25 protein-coding genes are annotated in these 23,043 nt (G+C 37.0%); 19 read left to right on the forward strand and 6 right to left on the reverse strand.

The window, feature by feature from the left end; genetic code table 11:
• Positions 1-124: 124 nt before the first annotated feature.
• On the forward strand, positions 125-805 hold the full coding sequence (locus J2S74_RS11455; protein ID WP_307325687.1) for a hypothetical protein: 681 nt from the start codon (positions 125-127) through the stop codon (positions 803-805).
• Positions 792-1,505 (forward strand): pseudouridine synthase, encoded by a 714-nt coding sequence (locus tag J2S74_RS11460; protein WP_307325690.1) that lies wholly within the window; start codon positions 792-794, stop codon positions 1,503-1,505. The genes J2S74_RS11455 and J2S74_RS11460 overlap by 14 nt, the downstream gene beginning before the upstream one ends.
• An 84-nt stretch (positions 1,506-1,589) precedes the next feature.
• Here the strand turns inward: J2S74_RS11460 and J2S74_RS11465 are convergent, their stop codons facing one another.
• Positions 1,590-1,808 (reverse strand): DeoR family transcriptional regulator, encoded by a 219-nt coding sequence (locus J2S74_RS11465; protein ID WP_307325692.1) that lies wholly within the window; start codon positions 1,806-1,808, stop codon positions 1,590-1,592.
• Between the two features lie 474 nt (positions 1,809-2,282).
• Between J2S74_RS11465 and pepV the strand changes: the two genes are divergently transcribed.
• Positions 2,283-3,677: a dipeptidase PepV gene (gene pepV / locus J2S74_RS11470; protein ID WP_307325695.1), complete on the forward strand. Its 1,395-nt coding sequence runs from the start codon at positions 2,283-2,285 to the stop codon at positions 3,675-3,677.
• Positions 3,678-3,844: 167 nt separating this feature from the next.
• On the opposite strand, the gene cysK is transcribed toward pepV, so the two are convergent.
• Entirely contained in the window at positions 3,845-4,777 is a 933-nt protein-coding gene (gene cysK, locus J2S74_RS11475) for a cysteine synthase A (RefSeq protein WP_307325697.1), read from the reverse strand.
• Between the two features lie 205 nt (positions 4,778-4,982).
• Between cysK and thpR the strand changes: the two genes are divergently transcribed.
• The 3 genes from thpR (at position 4,983) to J2S74_RS11490 (ending at position 7,482) form a co-directional block, all read left to right on the forward strand.
• Positions 4,983-5,531, forward strand: coding sequence for an RNA 2',3'-cyclic phosphodiesterase (gene thpR, locus J2S74_RS11480; RefSeq protein WP_307325700.1), 549 nt, complete (start codon positions 4,983-4,985; stop codon positions 5,529-5,531).
• A 44-nt stretch (positions 5,532-5,575) separates the two neighbouring features.
• A complete protein-coding gene (locus tag J2S74_RS11485; protein ID WP_307325703.1) occupies positions 5,576-6,511 on the forward strand; it encodes an NERD domain-containing protein in 936 nt (311 codons plus the stop codon).
• A gap of 170 nt (positions 6,512-6,681) precedes the next feature.
• Entirely contained in the window at positions 6,682-7,482 is an 801-nt protein-coding gene (locus tag J2S74_RS11490) for a phosphotransferase (protein ID WP_370876002.1), read from the forward strand.
• Positions 7,483-7,571: 89 nt separating this feature from the next.
• On the opposite strand, the gene J2S74_RS11495 is transcribed toward J2S74_RS11490, so the two are convergent.
• Positions 7,572-7,847 (reverse strand): YtzH-like family protein, encoded by a 276-nt coding sequence (locus J2S74_RS11495; protein WP_307325705.1) that lies wholly within the window; start codon positions 7,845-7,847, stop codon positions 7,572-7,574.
• Between the two features lie 183 nt (positions 7,848-8,030).
• On the reverse strand, positions 8,031-8,354 hold the full coding sequence (locus J2S74_RS11500; protein WP_307325707.1) for a hypothetical protein: 324 nt from the start codon (positions 8,352-8,354) through the stop codon (positions 8,031-8,033).
• 199 nt (positions 8,355-8,553) lie between these two features.
• On the opposite strand from J2S74_RS11500, the gene trmB reads away from it, so the two are divergent.
• Together trmB and J2S74_RS11510 are read left to right on the forward strand one after the other, a co-directional pair.
• On the forward strand, positions 8,554-9,189 hold the full coding sequence (trmB, locus tag J2S74_RS11505; RefSeq protein WP_307325711.1) for a tRNA (guanosine(46)-N7)-methyltransferase TrmB: 636 nt from the start codon (positions 8,554-8,556) through the stop codon (positions 9,187-9,189).
• A gap of 40 nt (positions 9,190-9,229) precedes the next feature.
• On the forward strand, positions 9,230-10,072 hold the full coding sequence (locus tag J2S74_RS11510; protein WP_307325913.1) for a YtnP family quorum-quenching lactonase: 843 nt from the start codon (positions 9,230-9,232) through the stop codon (positions 10,070-10,072).
• A gap of 139 nt (positions 10,073-10,211) precedes the next feature.
• Here the strand turns inward: J2S74_RS11510 and J2S74_RS11515 are convergent, their stop codons facing one another.
• The gene (locus tag J2S74_RS11515) at positions 10,212-10,535 is read right to left on the reverse strand and encodes a PepSY domain-containing protein (RefSeq protein ID WP_307325714.1); all 324 of its coding nucleotides are present in this window, start codon (positions 10,533-10,535) and stop codon (positions 10,212-10,214) included.
• Between the two features lie 276 nt (positions 10,536-10,811).
• Between J2S74_RS11515 and J2S74_RS11520 the strand changes: the two genes are divergently transcribed.
• Entirely contained in the window at positions 10,812-11,885 is a 1,074-nt protein-coding gene (locus tag J2S74_RS11520; protein WP_307325716.1) for a M42 family metallopeptidase, read from the forward strand.
• Positions 11,886-12,120: 235 nt separating this feature from the next.
• Positions 12,121-12,645 carry a DUF84 family protein gene (locus tag J2S74_RS11525; RefSeq protein WP_307325718.1) on the forward strand — a complete coding sequence of 175 codons (525 nt, stop codon included), beginning with the start codon at positions 12,121-12,123 and terminating at the stop codon, positions 12,643-12,645.
• A 40-nt stretch (positions 12,646-12,685) separates the two neighbouring features.
• Here the strand turns inward: J2S74_RS11525 and J2S74_RS11530 are convergent, their stop codons facing one another.
• Positions 12,686-13,132, reverse strand: a complete 447-nt coding sequence (locus tag J2S74_RS11530) for a YtoQ family protein (protein ID WP_307325720.1) — start codon at positions 13,130-13,132, stop codon at positions 12,686-12,688.
• A 185-nt stretch (positions 13,133-13,317) separates the two neighbouring features.
• Between J2S74_RS11530 and J2S74_RS11535 the strand changes: the two genes are divergently transcribed.
• From J2S74_RS11535 to murC, 9 genes are all read left to right on the forward strand, one after another.
• Positions 13,318-13,830 (forward strand): hypothetical protein, encoded by a 513-nt coding sequence (locus tag J2S74_RS11535; RefSeq protein WP_307325722.1) that lies wholly within the window; start codon positions 13,318-13,320, stop codon positions 13,828-13,830.
• A 134-nt stretch (positions 13,831-13,964) separates the two neighbouring features.
• Entirely contained in the window at positions 13,965-14,981 is a 1,017-nt protein-coding gene (locus J2S74_RS11540) for a PTS sugar transporter subunit IIC (protein WP_307325724.1), read from the forward strand.
• Between the two features lie 11 nt (positions 14,982-14,992).
• On the forward strand, positions 14,993-15,313 hold the full coding sequence (locus J2S74_RS11545; RefSeq protein WP_307325726.1) for a thioredoxin family protein: 321 nt from the start codon (positions 14,993-14,995) through the stop codon (positions 15,311-15,313).
• A 138-nt stretch (positions 15,314-15,451) separates the two neighbouring features.
• The gene (locus tag J2S74_RS11550) at positions 15,452-16,255 is read left to right on the forward strand and encodes a DUF1444 domain-containing protein (protein WP_307325728.1); all 804 of its coding nucleotides are present in this window, start codon (positions 15,452-15,454) and stop codon (positions 16,253-16,255) included.
• Positions 16,256-16,643: 388 nt separating this feature from the next.
• Positions 16,644-18,812, forward strand: a complete 2,169-nt coding sequence (locus J2S74_RS11555; protein WP_307325731.1) for a DNA translocase FtsK — start codon at positions 16,644-16,646, stop codon at positions 18,810-18,812.
• 165 nt (positions 18,813-18,977) lie between these two features.
• Positions 18,978-19,166, forward strand: a complete 189-nt coding sequence (locus J2S74_RS11560) for a hypothetical protein (RefSeq protein ID WP_307325733.1) — start codon at positions 18,978-18,980, stop codon at positions 19,164-19,166.
• A 232-nt stretch (positions 19,167-19,398) separates the two neighbouring features.
• Complete coding sequence (locus J2S74_RS11565; protein ID WP_307325737.1) at positions 19,399-20,505, forward strand: nicotinate phosphoribosyltransferase; 1,107 nt, start codon at positions 19,399-19,401, stop codon at positions 20,503-20,505.
• A gap of 75 nt (positions 20,506-20,580) precedes the next feature.
• Positions 20,581-21,252: a hypothetical protein gene (locus J2S74_RS11570; RefSeq protein WP_307325739.1), complete on the forward strand. Its 672-nt coding sequence runs from the start codon at positions 20,581-20,583 to the stop codon at positions 21,250-21,252.
• 432 nt (positions 21,253-21,684) lie between these two features.
• Complete coding sequence (murC, locus tag J2S74_RS11575; protein ID WP_307325742.1) at positions 21,685-22,980, forward strand: UDP-N-acetylmuramate--L-alanine ligase; 1,296 nt, start codon at positions 21,685-21,687, stop codon at positions 22,978-22,980.
• Positions 22,981-23,043: the final 63 nt, after the last annotated feature.

Consider the following 23,043-nt stretch of genomic DNA (forward strand, 5'->3'; position numbering starts at 1 on the left):
CCGACTGTAGCGTATCCAAGCCTTTAATATATACTCTTAAAAAGTTTGCGAACACAGCCTATAAGAAAGAAGAGTTGGTTATCAACTCTTTTTTTTATCTTTTTTAGAAAAGGAGTGGGGTAGAGTGATAGTAGGATTTGGCAAGCTTGCAAAGGCAATCATCCATGTGCTTCCTACGGATGAAAAAATCTATGTTTTTTCAAGAAAAAAGACTAAAGTAGAAGCATACAGGGAAGTTGACAGTAGGGTTCAATGGTTAGATCCAAATCATTTTACTAAGGAAAAAGAAGTGTGGTTATTGTTACCACCTGATGAGATTCCAAAATTTATGGAAAAGTATATACATGCCTTCCACCGGTCTGCTACATTCTATTATTGTGCTACTAAAGGATCATCATCCGATATTAAACATATCGTTACCCCCACACAACACGTTGTTCCAGTTAAATTCATTACGCAAGGGGACCAATTAATGAAGGATAATAGGGGAATGGCGGCCATTCCAAATGCTAACAAAGCTTATATAAAGAGGTTAGATGAGTGGTTTGGTGATTCTATGGAAATAGTGATAGGAGAAGAGAAAGATGTATTACATCTGAATAAAACAGCGACAGCGAAGGCGATCCAGTTAATTATGGACTTTCAGGAGGAAATGAAAAGAGTTGGAATTCCTTCTAAAATGGTAGACCATGCTGTAAAACAAATTGTACCTGGGGTTATTGAATCGTATCTTAATAATTCTTTAGGTGGGTTTGCAAAGCAGGTTGTTGCTGAAAGGAGAAATAAAAACAGTGAGAGTAGATAAATTATTAGCTAACATGGGGTACGGATCTAGAAAAGAAGTAAAGAAGCTTCTAAAAAAGGGTGGTTTAACAGTAAACGGAGAGGTAGTTAAAGATGGAAAGGTCCATGTGGATCCGGATAATGAGCAAATTGAAATTTTCGGTGAGGTAGTAGAATATCGTCCATACATTTATTTGATGATGAATAAGCCTCGAGGGGTTATATCTGCAACAGAGGATGTATCGGAACCTACTGTGGTAGATCTACTTCAAACAGAAGACGCTATTTATGAGCCTTTTCCAGTTGGGAGATTGGATAAGGATACAACAGGCTTAATGTTTCTAACAAATGATGGGAAACTAGCTCATCAACTAACATCACCTAAAAAGAAGGTGGATAAGACATATCGAGTACATATTGATGCTCCACTGACAACGGAGGATAAAGAAGCTTTAGAGGCAGGGGTTATTTTAGACGATGGATATAAAACCAAACCCGCGGTTCTTACCTATACAGACGGGGATCTGGAAACACGAGTAAGATTAACCATTACAGAAGGGAAATTTCATCAAGTTAAACGAATGTTTCAAGCATGTGGAAGAAAAGTTGTAGAACTTAAAAGGGAGCGTATAGGAACTCTCCATTTAGACCCAGAACTCCAACCGGGAGAATACCGGGAATTAACCGATGAGGAACTGGAATCCTTGCGGTCAGGTGAGTAAAAAAACGAGGGTGTCTTAAAAGGTATGTTTAACCTTAAGACACCCTCGTTTTATAATTAGCTATCTGTGACTGTGACTTGCATGTTAAGAAACATTTATTTTTTGGTTGGTTGTCATCCATTTTCCACGCTTCGGACTTATTACCAAGTTGTTATACTCTAAAATATTCAAGTCCCGTTGTATCGTCCGTTGAGTTGTTCCGAATTCTTCAACCAGTTCATTTGTGGTGACGCTCCCTCTTTTTTTGATATAAAGGTAAACGGATTTAATCCTAGTCATCATCCTGTCAGTTGAAGCTTTCAAAAAACCACTCCTTATCTTCTTAAGTTTTAATGGTTAAAAGTAAGCAGAATCTTAATATTTATATGTCTTTCTTCCGGTAATAAGATTATTTATGTATTCTTATTATAGTGATACCTAACCTCCTTTTTTAATTTTAATGGAATAATCTGTGAGAAGTAAAGGATTTAGTATCTAATAAATGTGAAAAGTCTGTAAATTTTATTTCTACTTTGAAATAATAAACTTTATTTTCTTTTGTTACATGCCTATGTAATAAACTTTAGAATTAGAAGTAATTATTCTTATCATACTACACAAAAAGGTATGTTAGGAAACTTAGGGTAGACCTCCATACAAATACAATTTGCACCCAACTCCTAGCTACCTTTGTAAAGATTGCGTCGGCTTCGCTCATTGCTTCGGTGACACAAAAGATAAAGAATGATCTTTTGTGCCACCTATAACTTAATAAATAGTATAGAGGTGAAAAAATCTATGATTAATTGGATGGAAGAAGTGGAAAAGAGACAGGAAAAGTTAGTAGAAGATACGCAAAGCTTCCTTCAAATAAACAGTATTTTAGATGAGGAAACGGTACAGGAAGGAGCTCCTTTTGGGAAAGGGATATACGAGGCGTATAAATGGTTCCTTCATCTTGCAGAAGAGGATGGTTTTAATACTAAGGATGTTGAAGGATACGCAGGACATATAGAATGGGGAGAGGGGAAAGAAATAGTGGGAGTACTATGCCATTTAGACGTGGTACCAGAAGGGGAAGGTTGGACCTCTCCGGCCTTTGCAGCGGAAATTCGGGATGGAAACATTTATGCTAGGGGGGCACTTGACGATAAAGGACCAACAATGGCTGCTTATTATGCTTTAAAGATTGTAAAAGAACTTGGAGTTCCTTTAAACAAAAAAGTTCGACTAATTGTAGGTAATGATGAGGAAAGTCAATGGCGATGTGTTGAACATTATTTTAAAAGGGAAGAAATGCCATCTATAGGATTTGCCCCTGATGCTGATTTTCCAATTATTTTTGCAGAAAAGGGGATATGTGATTTAACTTTTACAATGGATATGGGAACAAAAGATGGAATTGTCGATGAGTTTATTTCTGGACAGAGACTAAATATGGTTCCAGATAAAGCTCATGTAACGTTAACAGGGATGAGTGAAGGGGATTTGACAAAGTCATTTAAAGCCTTTTTACAGACGAATCAATTAGATGGAAAGATACAAATGGAAAATGGGAATGGCCATATTCAATTATTTGGGAAATCAGCCCATGGAATGGAACCGGATAAAGGGGTAAATAGTGGGTTATGGCTTGCAAAATTTTTACTAGACACTGGATTACTAAAAGAGGAAGAAAAGAAGTATTTTTCTATATTAGCTAAGTCATTTTTAAATGATTCAAGGGGAAAAGGAATTGGAATTACCTATAAAGATGAGGAAAAAGGTGATGTTACAATCAATGTTGGAAGAATGAAATACAATAAAAATAGTGGTGGAGAAATAGGTTTAAATCTACGTTACCCTGAGGGGGCAGATATTGAGGTCATTTATAAAAAGATAAACAAAGTCTTTTCAAAGGGGGCCTTCAAAGGAAAGGTTATTAACCATGAAACCCCGCACGTAGTGGACAAAGGTCATCCTCTGATCCGAACATTATCTAGGGTATATGAAGAGCAGACAGGCGAAAGAGCGGTACCTATTGCCATAGGAGGAGGAACATACGCAAGATCCCTCGAAGCAGGTGTTGCCTTTGGACCGATGTTTCCAGGACAAAAGGATGTGGCCCATGAGGCAGATGAATTTATTGCAATAGAGCAGCTAAAAAAGATTACAGCCATTTATGCACAAGCTATATATGAGTTGGCAAAGTAAGAGGTAGGTTATTTAGTTAGGGGGAATGGGAGGTGTATGTATGTGCTTCGCTCGTCGCTCGCCCACTACGAGAAACCACTCGTAGTAGGCTTTAAGAAATTGCGACGTATATGCAAATACTTCGAGAGAAATTTAAAAGGTTAAAAACATACCTTTTGAGTTTCTCTCTACAAAAAGTCAAACAGGTCTGTTGATAGGTATCTTTCTCCTGTATCACATGCAATGGCTACTACTACATCGTCTGGTGTTAAACGCTTTGCAACTTGAAGTGCGGCATAGCAGGCTGCACCAGAAGAAGGTCCTACTAAAATTCCTTCTTTTCTAGAGAGATCTCTCGTTACTTCGTAAGCATCTTCATCGGAAATGCAGAAAATTTCCCCGTAAACATTCTGATTCAATATTGGAGGGATAAACCCAGGGCTAGTCCCAACTAATTTATGTGGACCAGGTTTCCCACCTGATAGTACAGGGGAGCCTTTAGGTTCCACCACATGTGTCGTAAGGTTTGGATAAACTTTTTTTAGTTCCTCCGCAGTTCCAGTTATGGTTCCGCCAGTTCCTGAAGCAGCGACAAAGGCAGATAATGGCTTACCTATTATTTTCATACCCTCAACTATTTCCTTTGCAGTTGTTTGACGGTGTGCATCAGGGTTAGCGGGGTTCTCGAATTGCATCGGCATGAAGCTATTAGGTATTTTCTTTACCAGTTCATGGGCTTTTTCAATTGCACCCGGCATTTTTTTATCCCCTGGTGTAAGAACAACTTCAGCCCCATATGCCTTTAATAAATTAATTCGTTCCTGTGACATTGTATCTGGCATGACAAGAATAGAACGATACCCCCTAGCAGCGGCATTCATTGCTAAACCAATACCTGTGTTACCAGAGGTTGGTTCAATAATTACTGATTGGTCATTTAAAAGTCCTTTCTTTTCTGCCTCCAGAATCATATTAAAGGCGGCTCTGTCCTTTACACTTCCGCTTGGGTTCATAAATTCAAGCTTTAGATAGACGGACGCACCATTTTCATCTGAGAGCTTTTGAAGCTTTACAAGAGGAGTATCTCCGATAAGCTCTGCTACATTATTAACAACGCGCATCGTTTCACGACCTTTCTATAAATTAATCTTGTTTGGTGTATGCTAATACGTATTAATAGAATAGGAATAATCTGCTTTTCATTTTACCATATTTTTATTATTTAATGAAAAGGCACTGTTAAAGGACTTTGTTGTTTTTCAAAGTTGATTGAAGCGGAAATCACATCAAGTATAACGAAGCTAATGAAAAAGAAGGTGATTTATTGTGCAGCGAGGACATCATTTTATTGGTATTTCGTTACCATCTTTCATCAAAAAAGAATTAAGTTATTTACAAGAAGAATTACAGGTTAACAATTACTATAAAAAAATAACAGGGGAAGAGGATTTTCATATTACCTTACTTTTTTTAGGAGGGTGGGAGCATGGGAATAAAGTCCAGGTTTGGGAAGGGTTAAAGGAGTCATTACAGAAAATTGCTCCTTTTACCTTAACATTAAACAACATTGATTTCTTTGGAGATAAAAGAAAACCTAGGGTTCTTTGGACAGGTATTCATTGGGAGGAGAGACTCCTATCTTTACATCAAGAGATAATTAAAGTAGCCGTAAATCATGGATTTCTTTTAGAGAACAAACCTTTTCGCCCACACATAACGTTAGGGAAAACTTTAAGAAGTAATTCTCCTTTTTCTATAAAGGAAGTGGAGGTACCACCATTAAAATGGGAAGTGGATCATGTTAATATGTTTCTCATAAAACCAGGTAAAAGTCCTATGTATGAATCCATTTCCAAAATCTCGCTTTCACGGTAAAATAGATATAGTAAAGAAGACCTCTTTCTAATGGAGGAAAAATAATGGCTCAACTAGTAAAATTATCAAATTATATATCAAGATATGAAACGGATATCTATCGATATCCCAGTCATTTTGTTCGATTAAAGAAAGAACGATGGGGTAACCTTGTACAGGAGTGGAACAGCCGACAAAAAATAGATTCTCTCCAAAGTAAGTTTTGCGCTGATGAGACCGAGGTAAAATCAAAGTTTAAAGGGAAATTTAAGAAATGGTTTTCCGGATCAAAGGATTTGGATACATGGGAGGAAGATCCTCCACGGGAAAAATTCCTTCCGAAGTCTCAATTACATGAGGCTTTCATGGAAGAAATCTTTCATTTTCAACTTAACTGGGCTAGCTCCACTTTTTCTGAAATCTCTCATTTAAATAATAAGTATTATAATGACTCACTCCTTTCTCACCTTCTCAAGGAATTGCCAGACAGTTTTTTTATTTTTTATGAACCTGTTTTTGTATTGAGAAAGGCCTCTGTGGATTTAGATATAATAATATTAACCCCATCTGAAGTATGGTTATTAACTCCATTAACAGGAAATAACCATAACATTTTTCATTCCCATTCTGAGCGATTTTGGATTAAAAGGGATGGAGAGAATCAGGAAAAAGTAATCCATCCATTTGTTTCCTTAAAAAGAATGGTTACGGTTATCAAAGAAATATTAGTTGAATGTGAATTGGACATCCCCATACGTATGGGAGTAATTGCTAAGGACAGTTTTATCGATATAAACGCTTCTCAACAAAGGGTTAAGTTAATTGATAAAAGAACTTTCCAAGATTGGCAAAGGACATTAAAGAAAATAGTGACTCCTATAAAGCACCAACAACTAAAGGCTGCAAATATTTTATTAAGAAATTGCAAAACTAACTCCGAATGGAGAGATTCTATGGGGACAGAGAATGGGACCATTGAAGGTAGTGAAAGAAAGCATTAAAAATTATTCTACATTAAAGGGTATATTTACCTTGTTTATATAAAATGTTTATGTTGAAGAATAGGGAAATCTTTTTTACAATGATAAAGGATTGTTTATTATAATGGGAGAGGTGTTTCCATATTTATATGGGTTCTCTAAACGTCTTGAGAAATAGAGGGTGAAAAAAATTGATGCACTTTATGGGTGAAGAGTGGGAAATATTCCCTGCAGGTGGAGCAACTGGCGATGCTTATGTTGCTCAGCAAGGGGAACAAAAAATTTTTATAAAAAGAAACTCTTCTCCATTTTTAGCAGTTTTATCTGCAGAAGAAATTGTTCCAAAGCTTCTGTGGACAAAGCGGTTAGAAAATGGGGATGTTATAACCGCCCAAAAGTGGGTTAATGGTAGGGAGTTAAAGTCTCCAGAAATGCAACAAACAAGAGTAGCAAAGCTTTTATCAAAGATTCATTCCTCCAATGAGCTGCTACATATGTTTATGCGCATGGGTAATAATCCGTTAGCACCTCAGGATTTATTTGAGGGATTGCTTGCGAGACTTTCGATGCAAAATATTAAAGAACCAAATATAAAGCTTGCTGTTGAATGGTTAAGAAATAATGTACATCAGATAAGTAGCGAGAATTTAGTTGTTTGTCATGGGGATGTAAACCATAATAATTGGATAGTAAGTGATGGTAACTTATATTTAATTGATTGGGACGGTGCTATTGTAGCAGATCCTGCATTGGATTTAGCACCCCTTTTATATTTATATATACCTAAATCAAAATGGCAGGACTGGCTATTGGAATATGGACTTGTTTTAACGGCGAGTCTGCAGTCGCGTTTGCACTGGTATATGGTTGCACAATGTATAGAAAGTATTCTTTGGCATTGGCAGCGTTATGAAAGTAACGAAATGCTTAAATGGTCTGAAATACTAAATAATCTACTTCAGGAAAAACAATTTCATTCAACACAAGGCTGACTCATGAAGATGAATTAAAATCTTCAACAAATGAGTCAGCCTTTTTAGGGTAATTTTACTTACAGTAACCATAGTATTACTGATTTTATCTAATTATTATAGGCGGTATACTTCTGAAATTCATTCACATATTGCTGTATTTCCTCGGGTGAAAGATTACTATGCTGTCCTTCTAAATCATGAGCACTTGCGTACTTTGCTACTTCCATGAGCATTGCCTTCGTTTCTGCTGATACTGCTTGGTTATTTAATAAATCTTTGACTAAAAGTTTGGTTTGTTCAAATTCATCATGAGTCCCGTAATGCACATCCTGCTGGTTTTTTAATATATCCACTAATAACTGAAATTGGTGTTGATAGCTCATAGACATGGAGATTACACTTCCTTTCCTTGATAATGCTGCATCTTTAGTATATTAATTTAAGGTTATACTATTTTAAGGATGTGTTTATCAAAGAAAAATATACAAATGCTCTATTTGATGGTGCTTGTGGAACATCCCAATAATGGAGGAATCGTTGTGAAATTAAGATATGTTTTTTGATTATTAAATTTCTCGTCCCATTCTTTGTTCATAATCAATGGTGACTGCTCCTCCTCCAGCCCTTAACATAGATAATTCTTCTTGCCACCTGGATATATTAAGTGTGTGATGTTTTACGTGTTCATTTATCTCATTTTTTGTTCTAATATCATGATTAATGTAAGCCGAAATTTCATCAATGGTGCCTTTAAAGTTAGGGTTAATTTGATCACTAGGTATTTGTTTCATTATTTTTTTCATTTCTTGGAATTGCTCAATATTACCGGCTTTTTGTTCCCTTTGCTCCAGTAATATTTGTTGCAGATTAAGTAGCAGTTCTCTTGACATTTTTCTAGCCTCCTTTCCTTACTTTTGGGTGCCGTTAACATCATTTGCAAAATGGTTTGAACAGAGAATTTTTAACTTGTTTTTTCTTTTCCCTATTTGGACAAACAAATAAACATCATTAATAAAATCTTGTACTTCATTATAAAGATTATTATGATTAGAGAGGTAGTAAAACGTTGATGGAGAGTGAATGTATTTTATGAGATTAAGAAATAAACCTTGGGCATCAAAAGTCATTGTAGGTAATCCGCAAATAGTGGAACCCAACCCGAAAGAGTGTCGTGGAAAGTGGAACGAAATATTTGGAAATGATAACCCTATCCATGTAGAGGTAGGGACAGGAAAAGGTAAGTTTGTTACAAGGACTGGAGAAGCACACCCAGAATGGAATGTTATTGGTGTTGAAAAATACGATAGTGTTATTATTACAGGGGTAGAACGTCTTCAAGAAAATCCACAGCCCAATGTAAAATTAATAAAGGAAGACGTTCAAGAGCTTACAATGTTTTTTGCACCTAAAGAAATAGATCGAATTTATATTAATTTTACAGACCCTTGGCCTAAGAATCGCCATGAAAAACGTCGGTTAACCTATGAAGGCTTTTTAAAGCTGTATGACGAAGTATTAAAGGATAATGGGGAGATTCATATGAAGACAGACAATCAAGGTCTCTTTGAATATTCCCTAGAGAGCTTCAGCCGGTTTGGATTTAAGCTAAAAAACATAAGTCTCGACCTACATCGGAGTGATATACAAGGGAACATTATGACAGAGTATGAAGAACGGTTTAATCAGCGGGGAATAAAGATTTTCCGTGTTGAAGCATATAAGTAATTAGGTATATGGGGGGAGCACTGTGGCATTAGAGCAATGGATGATTGGAGATATGACATTTACGTGGTTAAACGGAGGGGTAACCCATATGGATGGTGGAGCCATGTTCGGTGTTGTTCCAAAGCCGTTATGGTCAAAGAAATACCCTGTTAATGAAAACAATCAAATAGAGTTAAGGACGGATCCCATTTTAATTCAGGTGGAAGGAAAAAATCTATTGGTTGAAACAGGAATAGGAAATGGGAAATTTACAGATAAGGCCAAACGGAACTTTGGGATAACAGAAGAAGCTAAGCTCGATGAATCATTAGGGAGTTTGGGATTAACCGTTTCGGATATTGATTATGTATTAATGACACATATGCATTTTGATCACGCTAGCGGGGCTGCGAAATGGGAGGAAAACAGACTCGTCCCAACCTTCCCGAAAGCTACATTTTATGTAGAGGAAACGGAATGGAATGAATTACGGAATCCAAATATTCGGTCAAGGAATACGTATTTTCAAGAAAATTGGAGACCAATTGAACATCAGGTTAAAACTTTTAAAAGTGCGGTAGAGGTTATGGATGGGATTAAGCTAATACATACTGGTGGTCACAGTGACGGCCATTGTATATTGCAAATTGACAGAGCTGGAGAAAAGATCCTCCATATGGCGGATTTAATGCCAACCCATGCCCATCAAAATGTCCTTTGGGTATTAGCCTATGATGATTTTCCTATAAACTCTATTAAAGCAAAACAGAAATATATAGTGCCAGCAATTGAGAAGCAAGCCTGGTTTATTTTTTACCATGACTATAAGTATCGAGCATTAAAGTGGGATACTGAAGGAAAAAATATTCAGGAAGCCGTATTAAGAAATCGAGAGAACGAATAAAAATGAGGGTGAATGATTTTAAGATGAAAAAAGTCCTTTCGGTTAATTTTCATTGCTGATTAGGTCAAAAGAAATATGTCCATTAGTAGAGGGGGACTCAAAAGGATATTTTTAGCCTTTTGAGTCCCCCTCAATGAATTTAGTCTTCCTGTTTATTTAGCTTTAAGATTGTTCCTGTTGCAGCATCAACTAAAAATTCGTATGCACTCATTTTACCTGATTCGTCTGTACAGGTGATTCCACCACGATATACTTTATAGACCAGCTGATCCTGCTCTAATTCCTCAGTAATCATATGAACCCATGATCCATCAATAGTACCCAGATTTTTTGCTTTATGCTTTACCATTTTTAAAGCTTTTTCAGGTGATATGTTCCCTTGGTTTTTTTCAAGTTGACTTTTGGCCAGAAGAGTGACAGCTACCCCAGCACCAACTCCAGCAGCAAAACGTTTCCAACCCATTGGTTACACCCTCTTTCAAATAAACTTCAATAATAATATCTTTACACATTTTAACGGAATACATTCTGTTTTAAGTATAGCGGAGAAAAAAATAAATGCCAATCTTTACCTAGAAATTAATGAAAATAATTATTTTGTTTAAGGTAATAAGGTAATAGTAAGATGGAAGCTTTGTTTTAAAAAATATTTCGTTGCTCGAAAAAAGTGGAAAGAAAGGAAACAATTCGTTAAAATAAATAATGAATACATAGATAAGCTTATTGAAGGGAGTTTGTTATGAGACAAGAAACTTTTGAAATGTTTAAAACGTTAACTCAGTTACCTGGTGCACCTGGGTTTGAACACGAAGTAAGATCCTTTGTTCGAGAAGAATTAAAGAAGTATAGTGATGAAGTTATTCAAGACCGCTTAGGTGGTATCTTTGGAGTGAAAAAAGGGGACGAAACCGGACCAAAAGTCATGGTAGCAGGCCATATGGATGAAGTCGGATTTATGGTAACCTCTATTACAGATAAAGGGCTTATTCGCTTTCAAACCCTTGGTGGTTGGTGGAGTCAAGTATTATTAGCGCAACGACTTCATATTATTACGGATCAAGGTCCAGTTATAGGGGTTATTGGATCTATTCCACCACATTTATTAGATGAAGCCAAACGAAATAAACCAATGGATATAAAGAATATGTACATTGATATAGGTGCCGATAACAAAGAAGATGCTGAAAGAATTGGGATTAAGCCAGGTCAGCAAATCGTCCCTATTTGTCCGATGGAAAAAATGGCGAATGAAAAGAAGATTATTTCTAAAGCTTGGGACAACCGATATGGTGTCGGTCTTTCCATTGAGCTTTTAAAGGAACTTCACGGTGAAAAAACACCTAACGTCCTTTATTCAGGTGCCACAGTTCAAGAAGAGGTTGGTTTAAGGGGAGCTCAAGTTGCTGCTAATATGATTGAGCCAGATATTTTCTATGCATTAGATGCAAGTCCTGCAAATGATGCCTCTGGTGAAAAAGATGCATTTGGACATTTAGGAAAGGGAGCTCTTCTACGTATATATGACCGAACGATGGTAACACATCGTGGAATGAGAGAGTTTATTCTAGACACAGCAGAAACAAATAACATACCATATCAATATTTTATCTCTCAAGGTGGAACAGACGCTGGACGTGTTCATACTTCAGGTAACGGTGTTCCTTCTGCAGTTATTGGAATCTGTTCTCGTTATATACACACGAGCGCTTCCATTATCCACGTGGACGATTATGAAGCAGCAAAACAGTTAGTAACTACGTTAGCAAGAACAACAGATAAAACTACAGTGGAATCTATTCGCCAAAACGTGTAATATAGAATCCCTTTCATCAATTGGTGAAAGGGCTTTTTCCTTTATGCTTTATTTTAATGGCTCTTTCGTATAGAATGCTCCTGCGATTACTCGTCGCAAGAAAAGAATGTTGCTTTTCCTGCCTGGAGTCGCCGCCTTTCGCTCCTCCAAGCTTTTTTAAAAAAAGGAACAAAGTTTGTAAAAACAGCCATTAAAATTAAAATAGGTAAAAAAATTAAGTTTGGAGGAAACCAAAATGGTTTCAGAAATTTACATAGGTTCAACCAACCCTGCAAAAGTAAGAGCCGTTGAAAAAGTTTTTTTACCACCAGCTGTAGTGGTACCAAGGGATGTGCCCTCCTCTGTATCTCCTCAACCACGTTCCGATGAAGAAACAATGCTAGGAGCTATAAATCGTGCTAAGTATTTAATTGAGTATACCGATGCATCTGTTGCCATTGGTTTAGAGGGCGGTGTAGTGGAGAATGAAGCAGGAATGCTCCTTTGTAACTGGGGTGCATTAATAGCAAAAAAGAATGGCATTTATACAGCGGGAGGAGCAAGAATATACCTTCCAAAAGATATTGCAGAAGAAATTCGTACTGGTCGTGAATTGGGGGAAGTGATAGATGAATGGACAGGCCGTAATAATATTCGTAAGAAGGAAGGAACGATTGGGATATTAACATACGGAGAAATTGACCGCATTGAAATGTTTAAGCATATAGTTAAGCTTCTTTATGGTCAATGGAAATTTGACATAGAAAGAAAAAAAGGATGACTATCCGTTTGTCATCCCTTCATTGGCATGGAAGTCTAATCTATTTTTCTTCAAATATGTATGCTAGAGCTTGAAGGGCTTGGTCCATGGTTTCCACTGTTACCTGTGCCTTTTCAGACAGTTCTTTAAGTGGATGATGCAAAGCTTCTGGTCGGATTAAAATTAATGGTTTATTTAAAGCGATAGCAGTTGCAGCATCCATTGCACTGTTCCATTGTTTGTATTTCTCGCCGAATAAGGCGATAACAATATCTGCCTTTCCTAAAAGGACTTGAGTACGCAAATTATTAAACTTAGAGGCTGCTTCATCCTTTAAGATTGCATTTGGTTGGGAACCGAGGATTTCCTCACCGATGTTGTCCGAGCGGTCATGGTTTTCCATAGGTCCAATAAAATGAATAGGTAAATTCATAGAAGCAGCCTTATCCTTTATTTCTGAACGCCAATTGTCATGAATTTGTCCTGCAAGGTAAATAGTTAATTCCATTATTATCGACTCCTTTGTACTGATAAATGTACTTTTATTTTAACGAAGTTGGGTGTAAAAGGAAAATATTCCGTACAAATGTAAAAAAAGATCGAAAAATGGTTAGATAGTCTTGTTTTTTATACTAGCACATGTGTATTATGATAGAAGACCTAGAAGTTTTAATAGAAGGAGGGAAAAGGGAAGTGAAGTTATTAATTAAATCGTTTATGTTAAGTATTTTGTTACTAGGGTTAAGTGCATGCAATCTCTCACAAGAACAAGTTTTGGAGCATGCTAAAGAATCCTTTAATGAAAAGATGAATCAAGAACCTAAAACAATTACATATGAAACTAAAAATATGTCTTTATATATTCCAAGCTTTACTGAAGTAGATGTGATTGATGAATACAATTTAATTTTAGAAAGAAATGACCATGTATTTTTACTTTTTTTGAATGACCACACAGACTTTGAGTCAAAGGATGACCTTCTTGAGTTAATGATGCTAGAACAAGATCCTTTCATTTTTGAAATAGATGAAGTAGATGGAGAAAAGGCTTATTTAATTGTTACTCATTTTTCCGAGAATGAATATAAGGTCATAGTCGGATATAATGGAAGAAAAATTACCACAATAACAACACTGCAAGATATGAATAATGTTGCGGAGACAATGTTTGATATCGTCCAATCTGCAATGGAAAATAATGAATAAGGGATAAGGAGGGAGACTTAAAAGGTACGGTTATAACTTTTTAATTCTCCCCTTTTTAATACAGCTAGGTATACTTAAATAGAGATGGAAAACTCTAGTGATAAGAGTAAAAAATGAAATGGATGTGAATGGTTTTGAAGGAATTCCTACATCAAAAAGGTATCCACCCTTCCTTTAAATCGTATGTCATTGATGCGTTAAGCTTTATGGCATTGGGGCTTTTCTCTTCATTAATTATTGGATTGATTATTCGAACAGCAGGTTCTCCGGATGTATTAAATATCCCTGTTGTTATGACCATAGGTCAAACGGCCATGGACCTAATGGGACCTGCTATTGGCGTGGCTATTGCCTATAGTTTGAAAGCTCCGAGGCTTGTGTTGTTTGCAGCTGTTGTATCAGGTGCTGCTGGGGCTGAACTAGGGGGGCCAGCAGGTGCCTTTGTTTGTGCCCTCATTTCAACGGAACTTGGAAAAATTGTATCTCAAGAGACGAAGGTAGATATTATTGTTACCCCATTTATCACCATTGTTACAGGTGTTGGTGCAGCAATGGTGATTGGACCAGGAATTAATTTTGGAATGACATGGTTCGGTCAGTTTATTGTCTGGGCAACAGAACAGCAGCCGTTCATTATGGGTATTTTAATTGCTGTTTTTATGGGTCTTGCTTTAACAGCACCAATATCAAGTGCAGCTATTGCTATTATGCTGGGGTTAAATGGATTGGCTGCTGGGGCCGCTGCTGTTGGATGTGCAGCACAGATGATTGGCTTTGCTACTAGCAGTTATAGAGAAAATGGTTGGTCCGGTTTGGTTTCCCTTGGACTTGGGACATCCATGCTTCAAATTGCAAACATTGTTAAAAACCCATTGATCTTAATTCCGCCAACTTTAACTGCCGCCATATTAGGCCCTTTAGCCACTATTGTATTTCTTTTGGAAAATAACTCAGCGGGGGCAGGGATGGGAACGAGCGGATTGGTAGGACCGATTATGACAATTGAAACAATGGGGAATACTTCCTCCGTTTGGACAGCGATTATCCTGTTGTATTTTGTTGCACCAGCAGTATTAAGTTTGGTATTCTCAGAGGTGATGAGAAAACTCGGTATGATAAAACTTGGTGACATGAAAATACAGCAATCATAGGGGGAAATGAGATGAAATCCATTGAGTCGAAAGAGTATTTTGAACAAGTAAAACAAGGGGAAGGTACTGTATTCATGTTTACGGCAGGTTGGTGTCCTGACTGTGTAGTTATTGAACCTTATTTACCAGAAATAGAAGGGGCTTTTCCTGAATTGCAATTCTTTAAGGTAAATAGAGATGATTATATAGAGCTCTGCCAAGAGTTAGATGTTTATGGGATCCCTAGCTTTCTATTTTATAAAAATGGAAAGGAAGTTCACAGATTTGTTAGTAAGGATAGAAAAACGAAGGAAGAAATCATTGCATTTTTGAATGAAGCTAAAAACAAATAGCCTCTTATAGGGATTTGACAAAAGGATATCTGCCCCTTGTGTCAAATTCTTTTTTTATGGGTCTATAGGAGGCAGTTCATTGGACGAAAGGTAAATAAATGTTAAAATAGGGTTCGTATGAGGGAGGTGGCTTTTAAAATGAAGCCTTTACAAATGAAACGAGCAATTGAAGAGCGTATTACAAATAAAAATTGGGTAACATCCTATGATCGAGAATCAGAAAGTCTTCGGGTTATAGATAAACGATATAATAAAGGGGTAACGATAAATCTTTCATCTTTAAAAAATAAATTTGAATCGAATAAGGAGAAGGCTTTGGAGGAAGTCATCCATTATGTTTCTGAAGGCCTATCTTTATTGGAGCGATCAGTTGTATTAAAGGGAAATGAAAAAAATATTTTCCCTGTCATTCGGTCTACATCCTTTCCGACGGAAGTAGAGGATGGTAGAGAATTTATCTATTCTGACCATACAGCAGAAACAAGAGTATTTTATGTCATTGATCACGGAGCATCCTATTCGTTAATTGATAAAGATACTCTTGAAAAAGATGGGAAAACATTACGGGAAATTGAGGAGATGGCTCTTTTCAATGTCCGTTCCCTTCCATATCCAATGAAAGAGGATGAAGTAGCAGGGAATAAATTTTATTTCTTACACACAGATGATGGGTATGACGCAAGCCGGATAATGAACGAACCCTTATTAAAGGAAATGGAGAGAAAGGTGGAAGGGGATTTGGCTGTAGCTGTCCCTCACCAAGACGTTCTTATCTTCGCTGATTTACGAAATGAAACCGGCTATGACGTTTTGGCACAAATGGTCTTTCAATTTTTTTCCGAAGGAAGAGTACCTATTACAGCGCTACCTTTCCTATATGAGAATGGAGAATTAGAACCGATCTTCATTTTAGCCCGACGGAAACCTAAGGAAAAAAAATAGGGTATACTAATAAGTACTCTTTATCGGGTACTGTTAGGAACAAGAACGGTGACATTACGCCGTTGCCCATAGGGCGTGGGCTACCTTTTGGCATAATTGGGGTAACCTGTAGCGGAAACCAACAACAAAGTTTTCCAGAGCTTATCTGTTAATTCTAGAGAGTGACCTTAAGGTTTAAACCCAGGGTTACTCTTTTTTACGGAATATATTTTCTTTTGCTTGTATATTAAGTTACTGAAGTTAAATAGTCGTCTAGCTCCAGCACCTACTCGCTCGTGAGCAAGGCGCTTGCCCTTTTGTTCTGCTTCAAATAAAAAGGATGATTAGTAAAAGCTTGTTTATGATATACTCAAAAATATAGTAGATTCATAGGAAACGGGGGATATACATGTCAAAGGTTTTTCCGAGGCTATTATTAACCTTAAAAGAATGGTTATTCCCAAAAGAGGAGACTAGTACGAAGGAAACAAAAAGACAAAGAACAGCACATACCTACAGAAATGAACCTTCAATTGAAGCAAGAGTAATTCATCAATATCCAAAGCAAGGTAATTTTCGCTTTCCTTTAGTGAAAGATGATGAGTTAATCAACCAACGTCCCAAGGTCACAGTTAGAAAAGTAGATTTGCATAAGGAGTCTTTAAGAAAGCAAATAGACCAACAGCCTAATGCAAAACAGCCATTTAAAGGAACTATTTCACCATCTCCAATATACGGTTATGGAACTCATCCATTAAATAAGCAAGAAGTGAGTATGTCTAATGATATTGTTGAAGAAGAAACTACTGAAGAAGAGGTACAATTCGTTCAACATATAGAAGAAGTAGAGGTTGATGCATGGATTGAAGAGAATTCATTAGATATATTGTCGGAAGAAAAGACAGCTAAGTCAGAGCTTGCTGCAACTTTGGAAGAAGAAACTACTCCAACAATAGAAGAGAACAAAATTCCACGCTCTGAAAGAAGACGCCTAGAAAGGCTTCAACAAAAGATGAATAAAAGTGGAGTAGGTGGTGGTCCTTCCAATAAAATAAAAAATATAAACATGAAAACAGATAATCACCCATACAATGTGGTGATGCTCTCTAGGGATAAAATAAAGGAAAAGAAGCGAGAATTTAAAAATGAAAAAGATTACGATTTTCCCGCCCTTCACTTGTTAGAAATACCACCAAAAACTAGAGGTGTTAACGATGAGTGGGTAACAGCACAAGTAAAAAAATTAGATGAAACACTTGACTATTTTAATATAAAAGCAAGTGTTGTCCATGTAACAAAGGGTCCTTCCGTAACGAGGTTTGAAATTCAACCACAACCAGGGGTAAAAGTGAGTAAAATAACCAATCTAACGGATGATTTAAAATTAAATTTAGCAGCCAAAGAAATTCGCATGGAAGCCCCAATTCCAGGAAAAAATACTATTGGAATAGAAGTTCCAAATGATGTATCAGAACCCGTTTTTTTACGGGATATCCTTCGTCATCCAAATTTTCTAAAGGCTGCAAGTCCGTTAACTGTTGCTTTAGGAAAGGATATTGAAGGAGGGCCTGTGGTAACCGATTTACAAAAGATGCCCCATGGGCTAATAGCCGGGGCAACAGGTTCCGGGAAAAGTGTTTGTGTTAATTCCATACTTGTTAGCTTACTTTATAAAGCCACACCAAAGGAGGTTCGTTTACTTTTAATCGACCCAAAAATGGTAGAGCTTGCTCCATATAATGGGATGCCTCACTTAGCGTCACCAGTAATTACAGACCCTAAGGAGGCAACAGAGGGGTTGAAGTGGGCTGTAGCAGAAATGGATCGGAGATATGAGTTATTTGCAAAAGAAGGAACGAGAGATTTAAAGAGATATAATGAAAAGCAATTAGCAAAGGGAAAGGAAGGGGACACACTCCCCTATTTAGTGATTGTTGTGGATGAGTTGGCTGATTTAATGATGGTAGCACCACAGGATGTGGAGGAGGCCATATGCAGGATTGCCCAAAAGGCTAGAGCATGTGGCATTCATTTATTAGTTGCAACCCAACGCCCTTCCGTAGATGTTATCACTGGTTTAATTAAAGCTAATATCCCTACAAGGATAGCCTTTTCCGTTTCTTCTCAAGCTGACTCAAGAACCATACTAGATGGGGCTGGAGCTGAGCGGCTCCTTGGTAAAGGGGATATGCTTTTTCTCGAAAATGGTTCCGGTAAGCCTGTCAGAATACAAGGAACCTTCGTTTCCGATGATGAAATTGACAGGGTAATGGCCCATGTGAAAAACGTGGAAAAACCCCAGTTTCTTTTTGAGAGGGAAACATTGCAGCTGCAAATGAATGAATCATCGGAAGATGAATTATTTGAACCTGCATGTGAATTTGTGTCAGAACATCAGGTAGCATCTGCTTCTTTATTGCAAAGACAATTCCGTATAGGGTACAATCGTGCTGCAAGAATAATTGATGAAATGGAAGTAAGGGGTATTATTTCTTCATCCAAAGGGAGTAAACCAAGAGAGGTTTATTTGACAAAAGAAGAAATAAACGAAAAAATAAATAATAGAGGGGAAATTTAAACTACACAATTTCTCCTTTATTTAATAAAATAATATATTAAGTTACACTTTTTTCATTCTTTGAAAAAAGTGGGGAGGGAATCGCTTTCAAGGTGTTAAGAAAAACGAAATACTCTTTACAGCATCACTAGAGATCGAATCAAAAACAAGAGAGGGAGTGTTCACATGCAACAAATTCCTTTAGAAAATTTGGTTCAACATGTATCTCCGAAGTGGCTTCACATTTTGAAAGAAGAAGAACGATCCCAATGGATAGTCTTAAAAAATGGGATTCAACAGGTTAACGAAGCAGATTTAGTTGAAATTGTTGAAGCAGTTATCCAAGAACATCAAAAATCCCCTTTTTATCATTAAGGCTCTTTTCGAAAACTTTGTTGATTTTTAATAGCTTGGAGAAACGGAAAGCGTCCGCCTGTAGTGTATCCAAGCCATATTATATTCTTAAAAACAACACGGTTTTGTACGACGAACAAACAAAGCGGTGCAAGAGTAATATTTAGAAAAGATCACTATTCTCTAGTATAAATCTGAAGAATAGTAAAAACTAAGGTAACAATGTTACACTAGATGTTAAGGAGCTATGGGAATGAAAGAAATTACTTTAAAGCTGCAGGGAAAGCTAAATCGTCTCACAAACGAAACATTTAAGTTTGATGAACGAGTTGGTGAAGGCTGGTTCTCTGCAGTCTATTTTTTAAAAACGAAGAAAATTGCAGAAAAGTACAAGCCTAATAATAGAGTTACCATGCAGTTTTTTCAAAAGAAGGATGCTGTCCTATGCGGGACTGATGAAGTGTTGGCCCTAATTAATACATTTGCAGATAATCCACAAGAATTGGAAATATATTCACTAAAAGATGGGGATAAGATTAAACCATTCGAAACAGTTCTTACTATTACTGGTCCCTACCAGAACTTCGGTTTTCTAGAAGGTGTAATTGACGGGATTTTAGCCCGCCGTACGTCGGTGGCAACAAATGTGTATGAGGTTGTTAAGGCGGCGAAGTCGTCGGGGGTTGAAAAGCCTGTCATCTTTATGGGGGATCGTGATGATCACTTTACACAGCAAGCTGGAGATGGTTATGCTGCATATATTGGCGGATCACAAGCACAAGCAACACATGCAATGAATGAATGGTGGGGAAAACAAGGCATGGGGACAATGCCCCATGCATTAATTCAGTTATTTGAAGGGGATTTAGTGGCAGCAACAAGGGCATACCATGAAACATTCCCAGATGACGATTTATTAGCTCTTGTTGACTATAACAATGATGTTATAACTGATTCGTTAAAAGTTGCCCGTGAATTTGGAGAAAAACTTAAGGGTGTTCGAATAGATACTTCTAATACATTAGTAGATCAATATTTTACTCGTAATCCAGAGGTACTAGGAACCTTTGATCCTCGAGGGGTTAATCCACAGCTTCTTTTTGCTCTTCGGGAAGCCCTTGATGAAGAAGGATTCCATCATGTGAAAATTGTGGCTTCTGGAGGATTTGATGCCGAACGCATTGAACGTTATGAGAAAATGAAAGCTCCTGTGGATATGTATGGTGTTGGGAGCAGCCTGTTAAAAATACATATTGGCTTTACGGGAGATAATGTTATTTTGGACGGAAAACCGCAAGCTAAAACAGGTAGAAAATATCGAGAAAATCCTCGATTGGAAAAAATAGAACTGGAAGGCTAAACTAGAAAAACTGTTCAATTCGTAACGTTTTGAGCAGTTTTTTTCGTTCTATCTCCTTTAGAGAGGTGGTTATTGGTGGATAAAAAACAAGGCTCTTTTTTGATTGATTTTCAAAAGGTGAAAGAAGAAAGACAACAGTATATGGATCATTCATTCTTGGAATTGTATGAAAGCTTTTTTGATTATATAGAAAAAGAAGCTAATATTCGAGAAAAGGTTAGGGCGAAGCAAATCTTTCTTCATAAAACTAACCTTCCAAAAGAGTCCCTTCAAGAAAAGACTATAGCCCCACATTTTGAGCATTGGTTTGCATTTGATTATGTAACTGTCATTGGGTCAAGGTTATTTGACATATTTATTAGAGAGAAAAAAGGATTACTATCCAAGTCGATGTTGGATATAAGTGGATTTATGATGCTCATGTACTTGGAACCTGTAAGAATTGTACATGGTGATAAAAGGCTAATTACATATAAGAAGTTAGCGGGACCACCTGATTTAACTTTTGAAGGGGAAAGTTTTCTCTTTTCTCAGACGATGATAGAAGGAGAATTAGCCTTCGTAAGAACGATTAATGTGGGCTACAGAGAAAAATTTATCGGCCCACCAATCGTTATTGAAAAGCCAAAAGAAGGGGAAGTGATGAACAGACTAAATGAGGTAATGAAACAAGACCTGCCTGCAATTAGGAAATATTTGAAAGAGCATGGCATTGATTATTTAAGATACCAAAAAAGGGAAGGATAATTTTAGATTAAGTCTCTTATCGCATAAATTATTGTTTTTACGATTACTCGAAGGTGAAAGGCGATGACTTCAGTGGTGCAAGTCGTCACCTGTAACGGATTCGAGTGATAATCTAGAAAAGATTAATGGTGACTAATGAGTTTTTTTTGCTATAATGGGTTAAGTGAAAAATGATATTCCCACTTTTGGGGAAATAGGCATATAATTAAACGAAACCGTGCGAGAATGTAATATGGATAAGAAAGTATTAGGCATTAAAAAGCTGTCTAGCTTCAGGCGCCATCGGCTCGAGGTCAAATGTTCTGCCCGAATAAAAAGTAAAAAGCACTTTTTATCGGTCAGAAGCATTTGCTTTTGCCGATAGGCGGGCGCCTTACGCTATTCTTATTGTTAAACATTCTTGGAACCAATGGATTTGTGGAGGTTCAAAACATGACATTATACCATTTTATTGGAATTAAAGGATCTGGAATGAGTGCGTTAGCTCAAATATTATGTGACATGCAGTATGAAGTTCAAGGTTCGGATGTGGAAAAGGTTTTCTTTACTCAAAAACCTTTAGAAAAAAAGGGGATTCCCCTTCTTCCGTTTCAAAAGGAAAATATTCAAGATGGACAGACAATTATTGCCTCTCCTGCATATAACGAAGAAAATGTGGAAATCCGTACTGCTGCAGAGAAAGATATCCCCGTTTATAAATACCCCACCTTCTTGGGGGAGTTTATACAAAAATTTACAAGCATTGCTGTGACTGGAAGTCATGGGAAAACATCAACAACGGGGATGTTGGCACATGTTTTGCAAGAGGCAAAACCAACATCCTATCTTATTGGAGACGGTACTGGTAAGGGCGAGGAAAATAGTAAGTATTTTGTTTTTGAAGCTTGTGAGTACCGACGCCATTTTCTTCATTACAAACCTGACTATGCAATTATGACTAATATTGATTTTGATCATCCAGATTATTTTAAAGGGGTGGAGGATGTTTTTGATGCGTTCCAAGAAATGGCAATGCAAGTAAAGAAGGCTATCATTGCCTGTGGTGACGATGAACATCTTCAGAAAATTAATGCTCAGGTACCAGTTGTCTATTATGGATTAAACGAAGAGCATGATTTTTGCGCAAAAAATATTAAAACGAATGAAACAGGTACCCATTTTGATGTATTTGTACGTAGTTCCTTTTATGCTTCCTTTAATATACCTGGTTATGGAACCCATAATGTATTAAATGCATTAGCAGTAATTGCGTTATGTCATTATGAGGAAGTGGATGTGGAAACAATTCAATCTCGTTTAAAGACATTCAAAGGGGTAAAACGAAGGTTTAGTGAAAAGGAATTTGGTAACCAAATATTAATTGATGATTATGCCCATCACCCTACAGAAATTACGGCAACAGTAGATGCGGCGAAGCAAAAATATCCAACCCGTGATGTGGTGGCTATTTTTCAGCCCCACACATTTACTAGGACGAAGACGTTCTTAGATGAATTTGCTGACAGTTTGAAAAAAGCAGATTATGTTTACCTATGTGACATTTTTTCTTCCGCCAGGGAAAGTAACGGAGAATTGACTATTGATGATCTACTTGAAAAAATCCCTGGAGCTGTACTTATTAAAGAGGAGAATGTGGAACAATTGAAGAAACATGAGAATGGTGTTTTACTATTTATGGGCGCAGGGGATGTCCAAAAATTCCAAGCAGCCTACGAAAAACTGCAATAGTAAATAAATAATTAATAAAAGCTGTTATCGTAGACTTTTTGCTTTTTTGAAAAGCATGGAGAA

This window comes from Evansella vedderi (assembly GCF_030813435.1).
Classification (GTDB): domain Bacteria; phylum Bacillota; class Bacilli; order Bacillales; family Salisediminibacteriaceae; genus Evansella; species Evansella vedderi.

Coding starts and splice junctions, on each gene's coding strand:
- pepV (WP_307325695.1), top strand. CDS start 2,283: ATGATTAATTGGATGGAAGAAGTGGAAAAGAGACAGGAAAAGTTAGTA.
- cysK (WP_307325697.1), bottom strand. CDS start 4,777: ATGCGCGTTGTTAATAATGTAGCAGAGCTTATCGGAGATACTCCTCTT.
- J2S74_RS11485 (WP_307325703.1), top strand. CDS start 5,576: ATGGCTCAACTAGTAAAATTATCAAATTATATATCAAGATATGAAACG.
- J2S74_RS11495 (WP_307325705.1), bottom strand. CDS start 7,847: ATGAGCTATCAACACCAATTTCAGTTATTAGTGGATATATTAAAAAAC.
- J2S74_RS11500 (WP_307325707.1), bottom strand. CDS start 8,354: ATGTCAAGAGAACTGCTACTTAATCTGCAACAAATATTACTGGAGCAA.
- trmB (WP_307325711.1), top strand. CDS start 8,554: ATGAGATTAAGAAATAAACCTTGGGCATCAAAAGTCATTGTAGGTAAT.
- J2S74_RS11510 (WP_307325913.1), top strand. CDS start 9,230: ATGATTGGAGATATGACATTTACGTGGTTAAACGGAGGGGTAACCCAT.
- J2S74_RS11515 (WP_307325714.1), bottom strand. CDS start 10,535: ATGGGTTGGAAACGTTTTGCTGCTGGAGTTGGTGCTGGGGTAGCTGTC.
- J2S74_RS11520 (WP_307325716.1), top strand. CDS start 10,812: ATGAGACAAGAAACTTTTGAAATGTTTAAAACGTTAACTCAGTTACCT.
- J2S74_RS11525 (WP_307325718.1), top strand. CDS start 12,121: ATGGTTTCAGAAATTTACATAGGTTCAACCAACCCTGCAAAAGTAAGA.
- J2S74_RS11530 (WP_307325720.1), bottom strand. CDS start 13,132: ATGGAATTAACTATTTACCTTGCAGGACAAATTCATGACAATTGGCGT.
- J2S74_RS11545 (WP_307325726.1), top strand. CDS start 14,993: ATGAAATCCATTGAGTCGAAAGAGTATTTTGAACAAGTAAAACAAGGG.
- J2S74_RS11550 (WP_307325728.1), top strand. CDS start 15,452: ATGAAGCCTTTACAAATGAAACGAGCAATTGAAGAGCGTATTACAAAT.
- J2S74_RS11555 (WP_307325731.1), top strand. CDS start 16,644: ATGTCAAAGGTTTTTCCGAGGCTATTATTAACCTTAAAAGAATGGTTA.
- J2S74_RS11560 (WP_307325733.1), top strand. CDS start 18,978: ATGCAACAAATTCCTTTAGAAAATTTGGTTCAACATGTATCTCCGAAG.
- J2S74_RS11565 (WP_307325737.1), top strand. CDS start 19,399: ATGAAAGAAATTACTTTAAAGCTGCAGGGAAAGCTAAATCGTCTCACA.
- murC (WP_307325742.1), top strand. CDS start 21,685: ATGACATTATACCATTTTATTGGAATTAAAGGATCTGGAATGAGTGCG.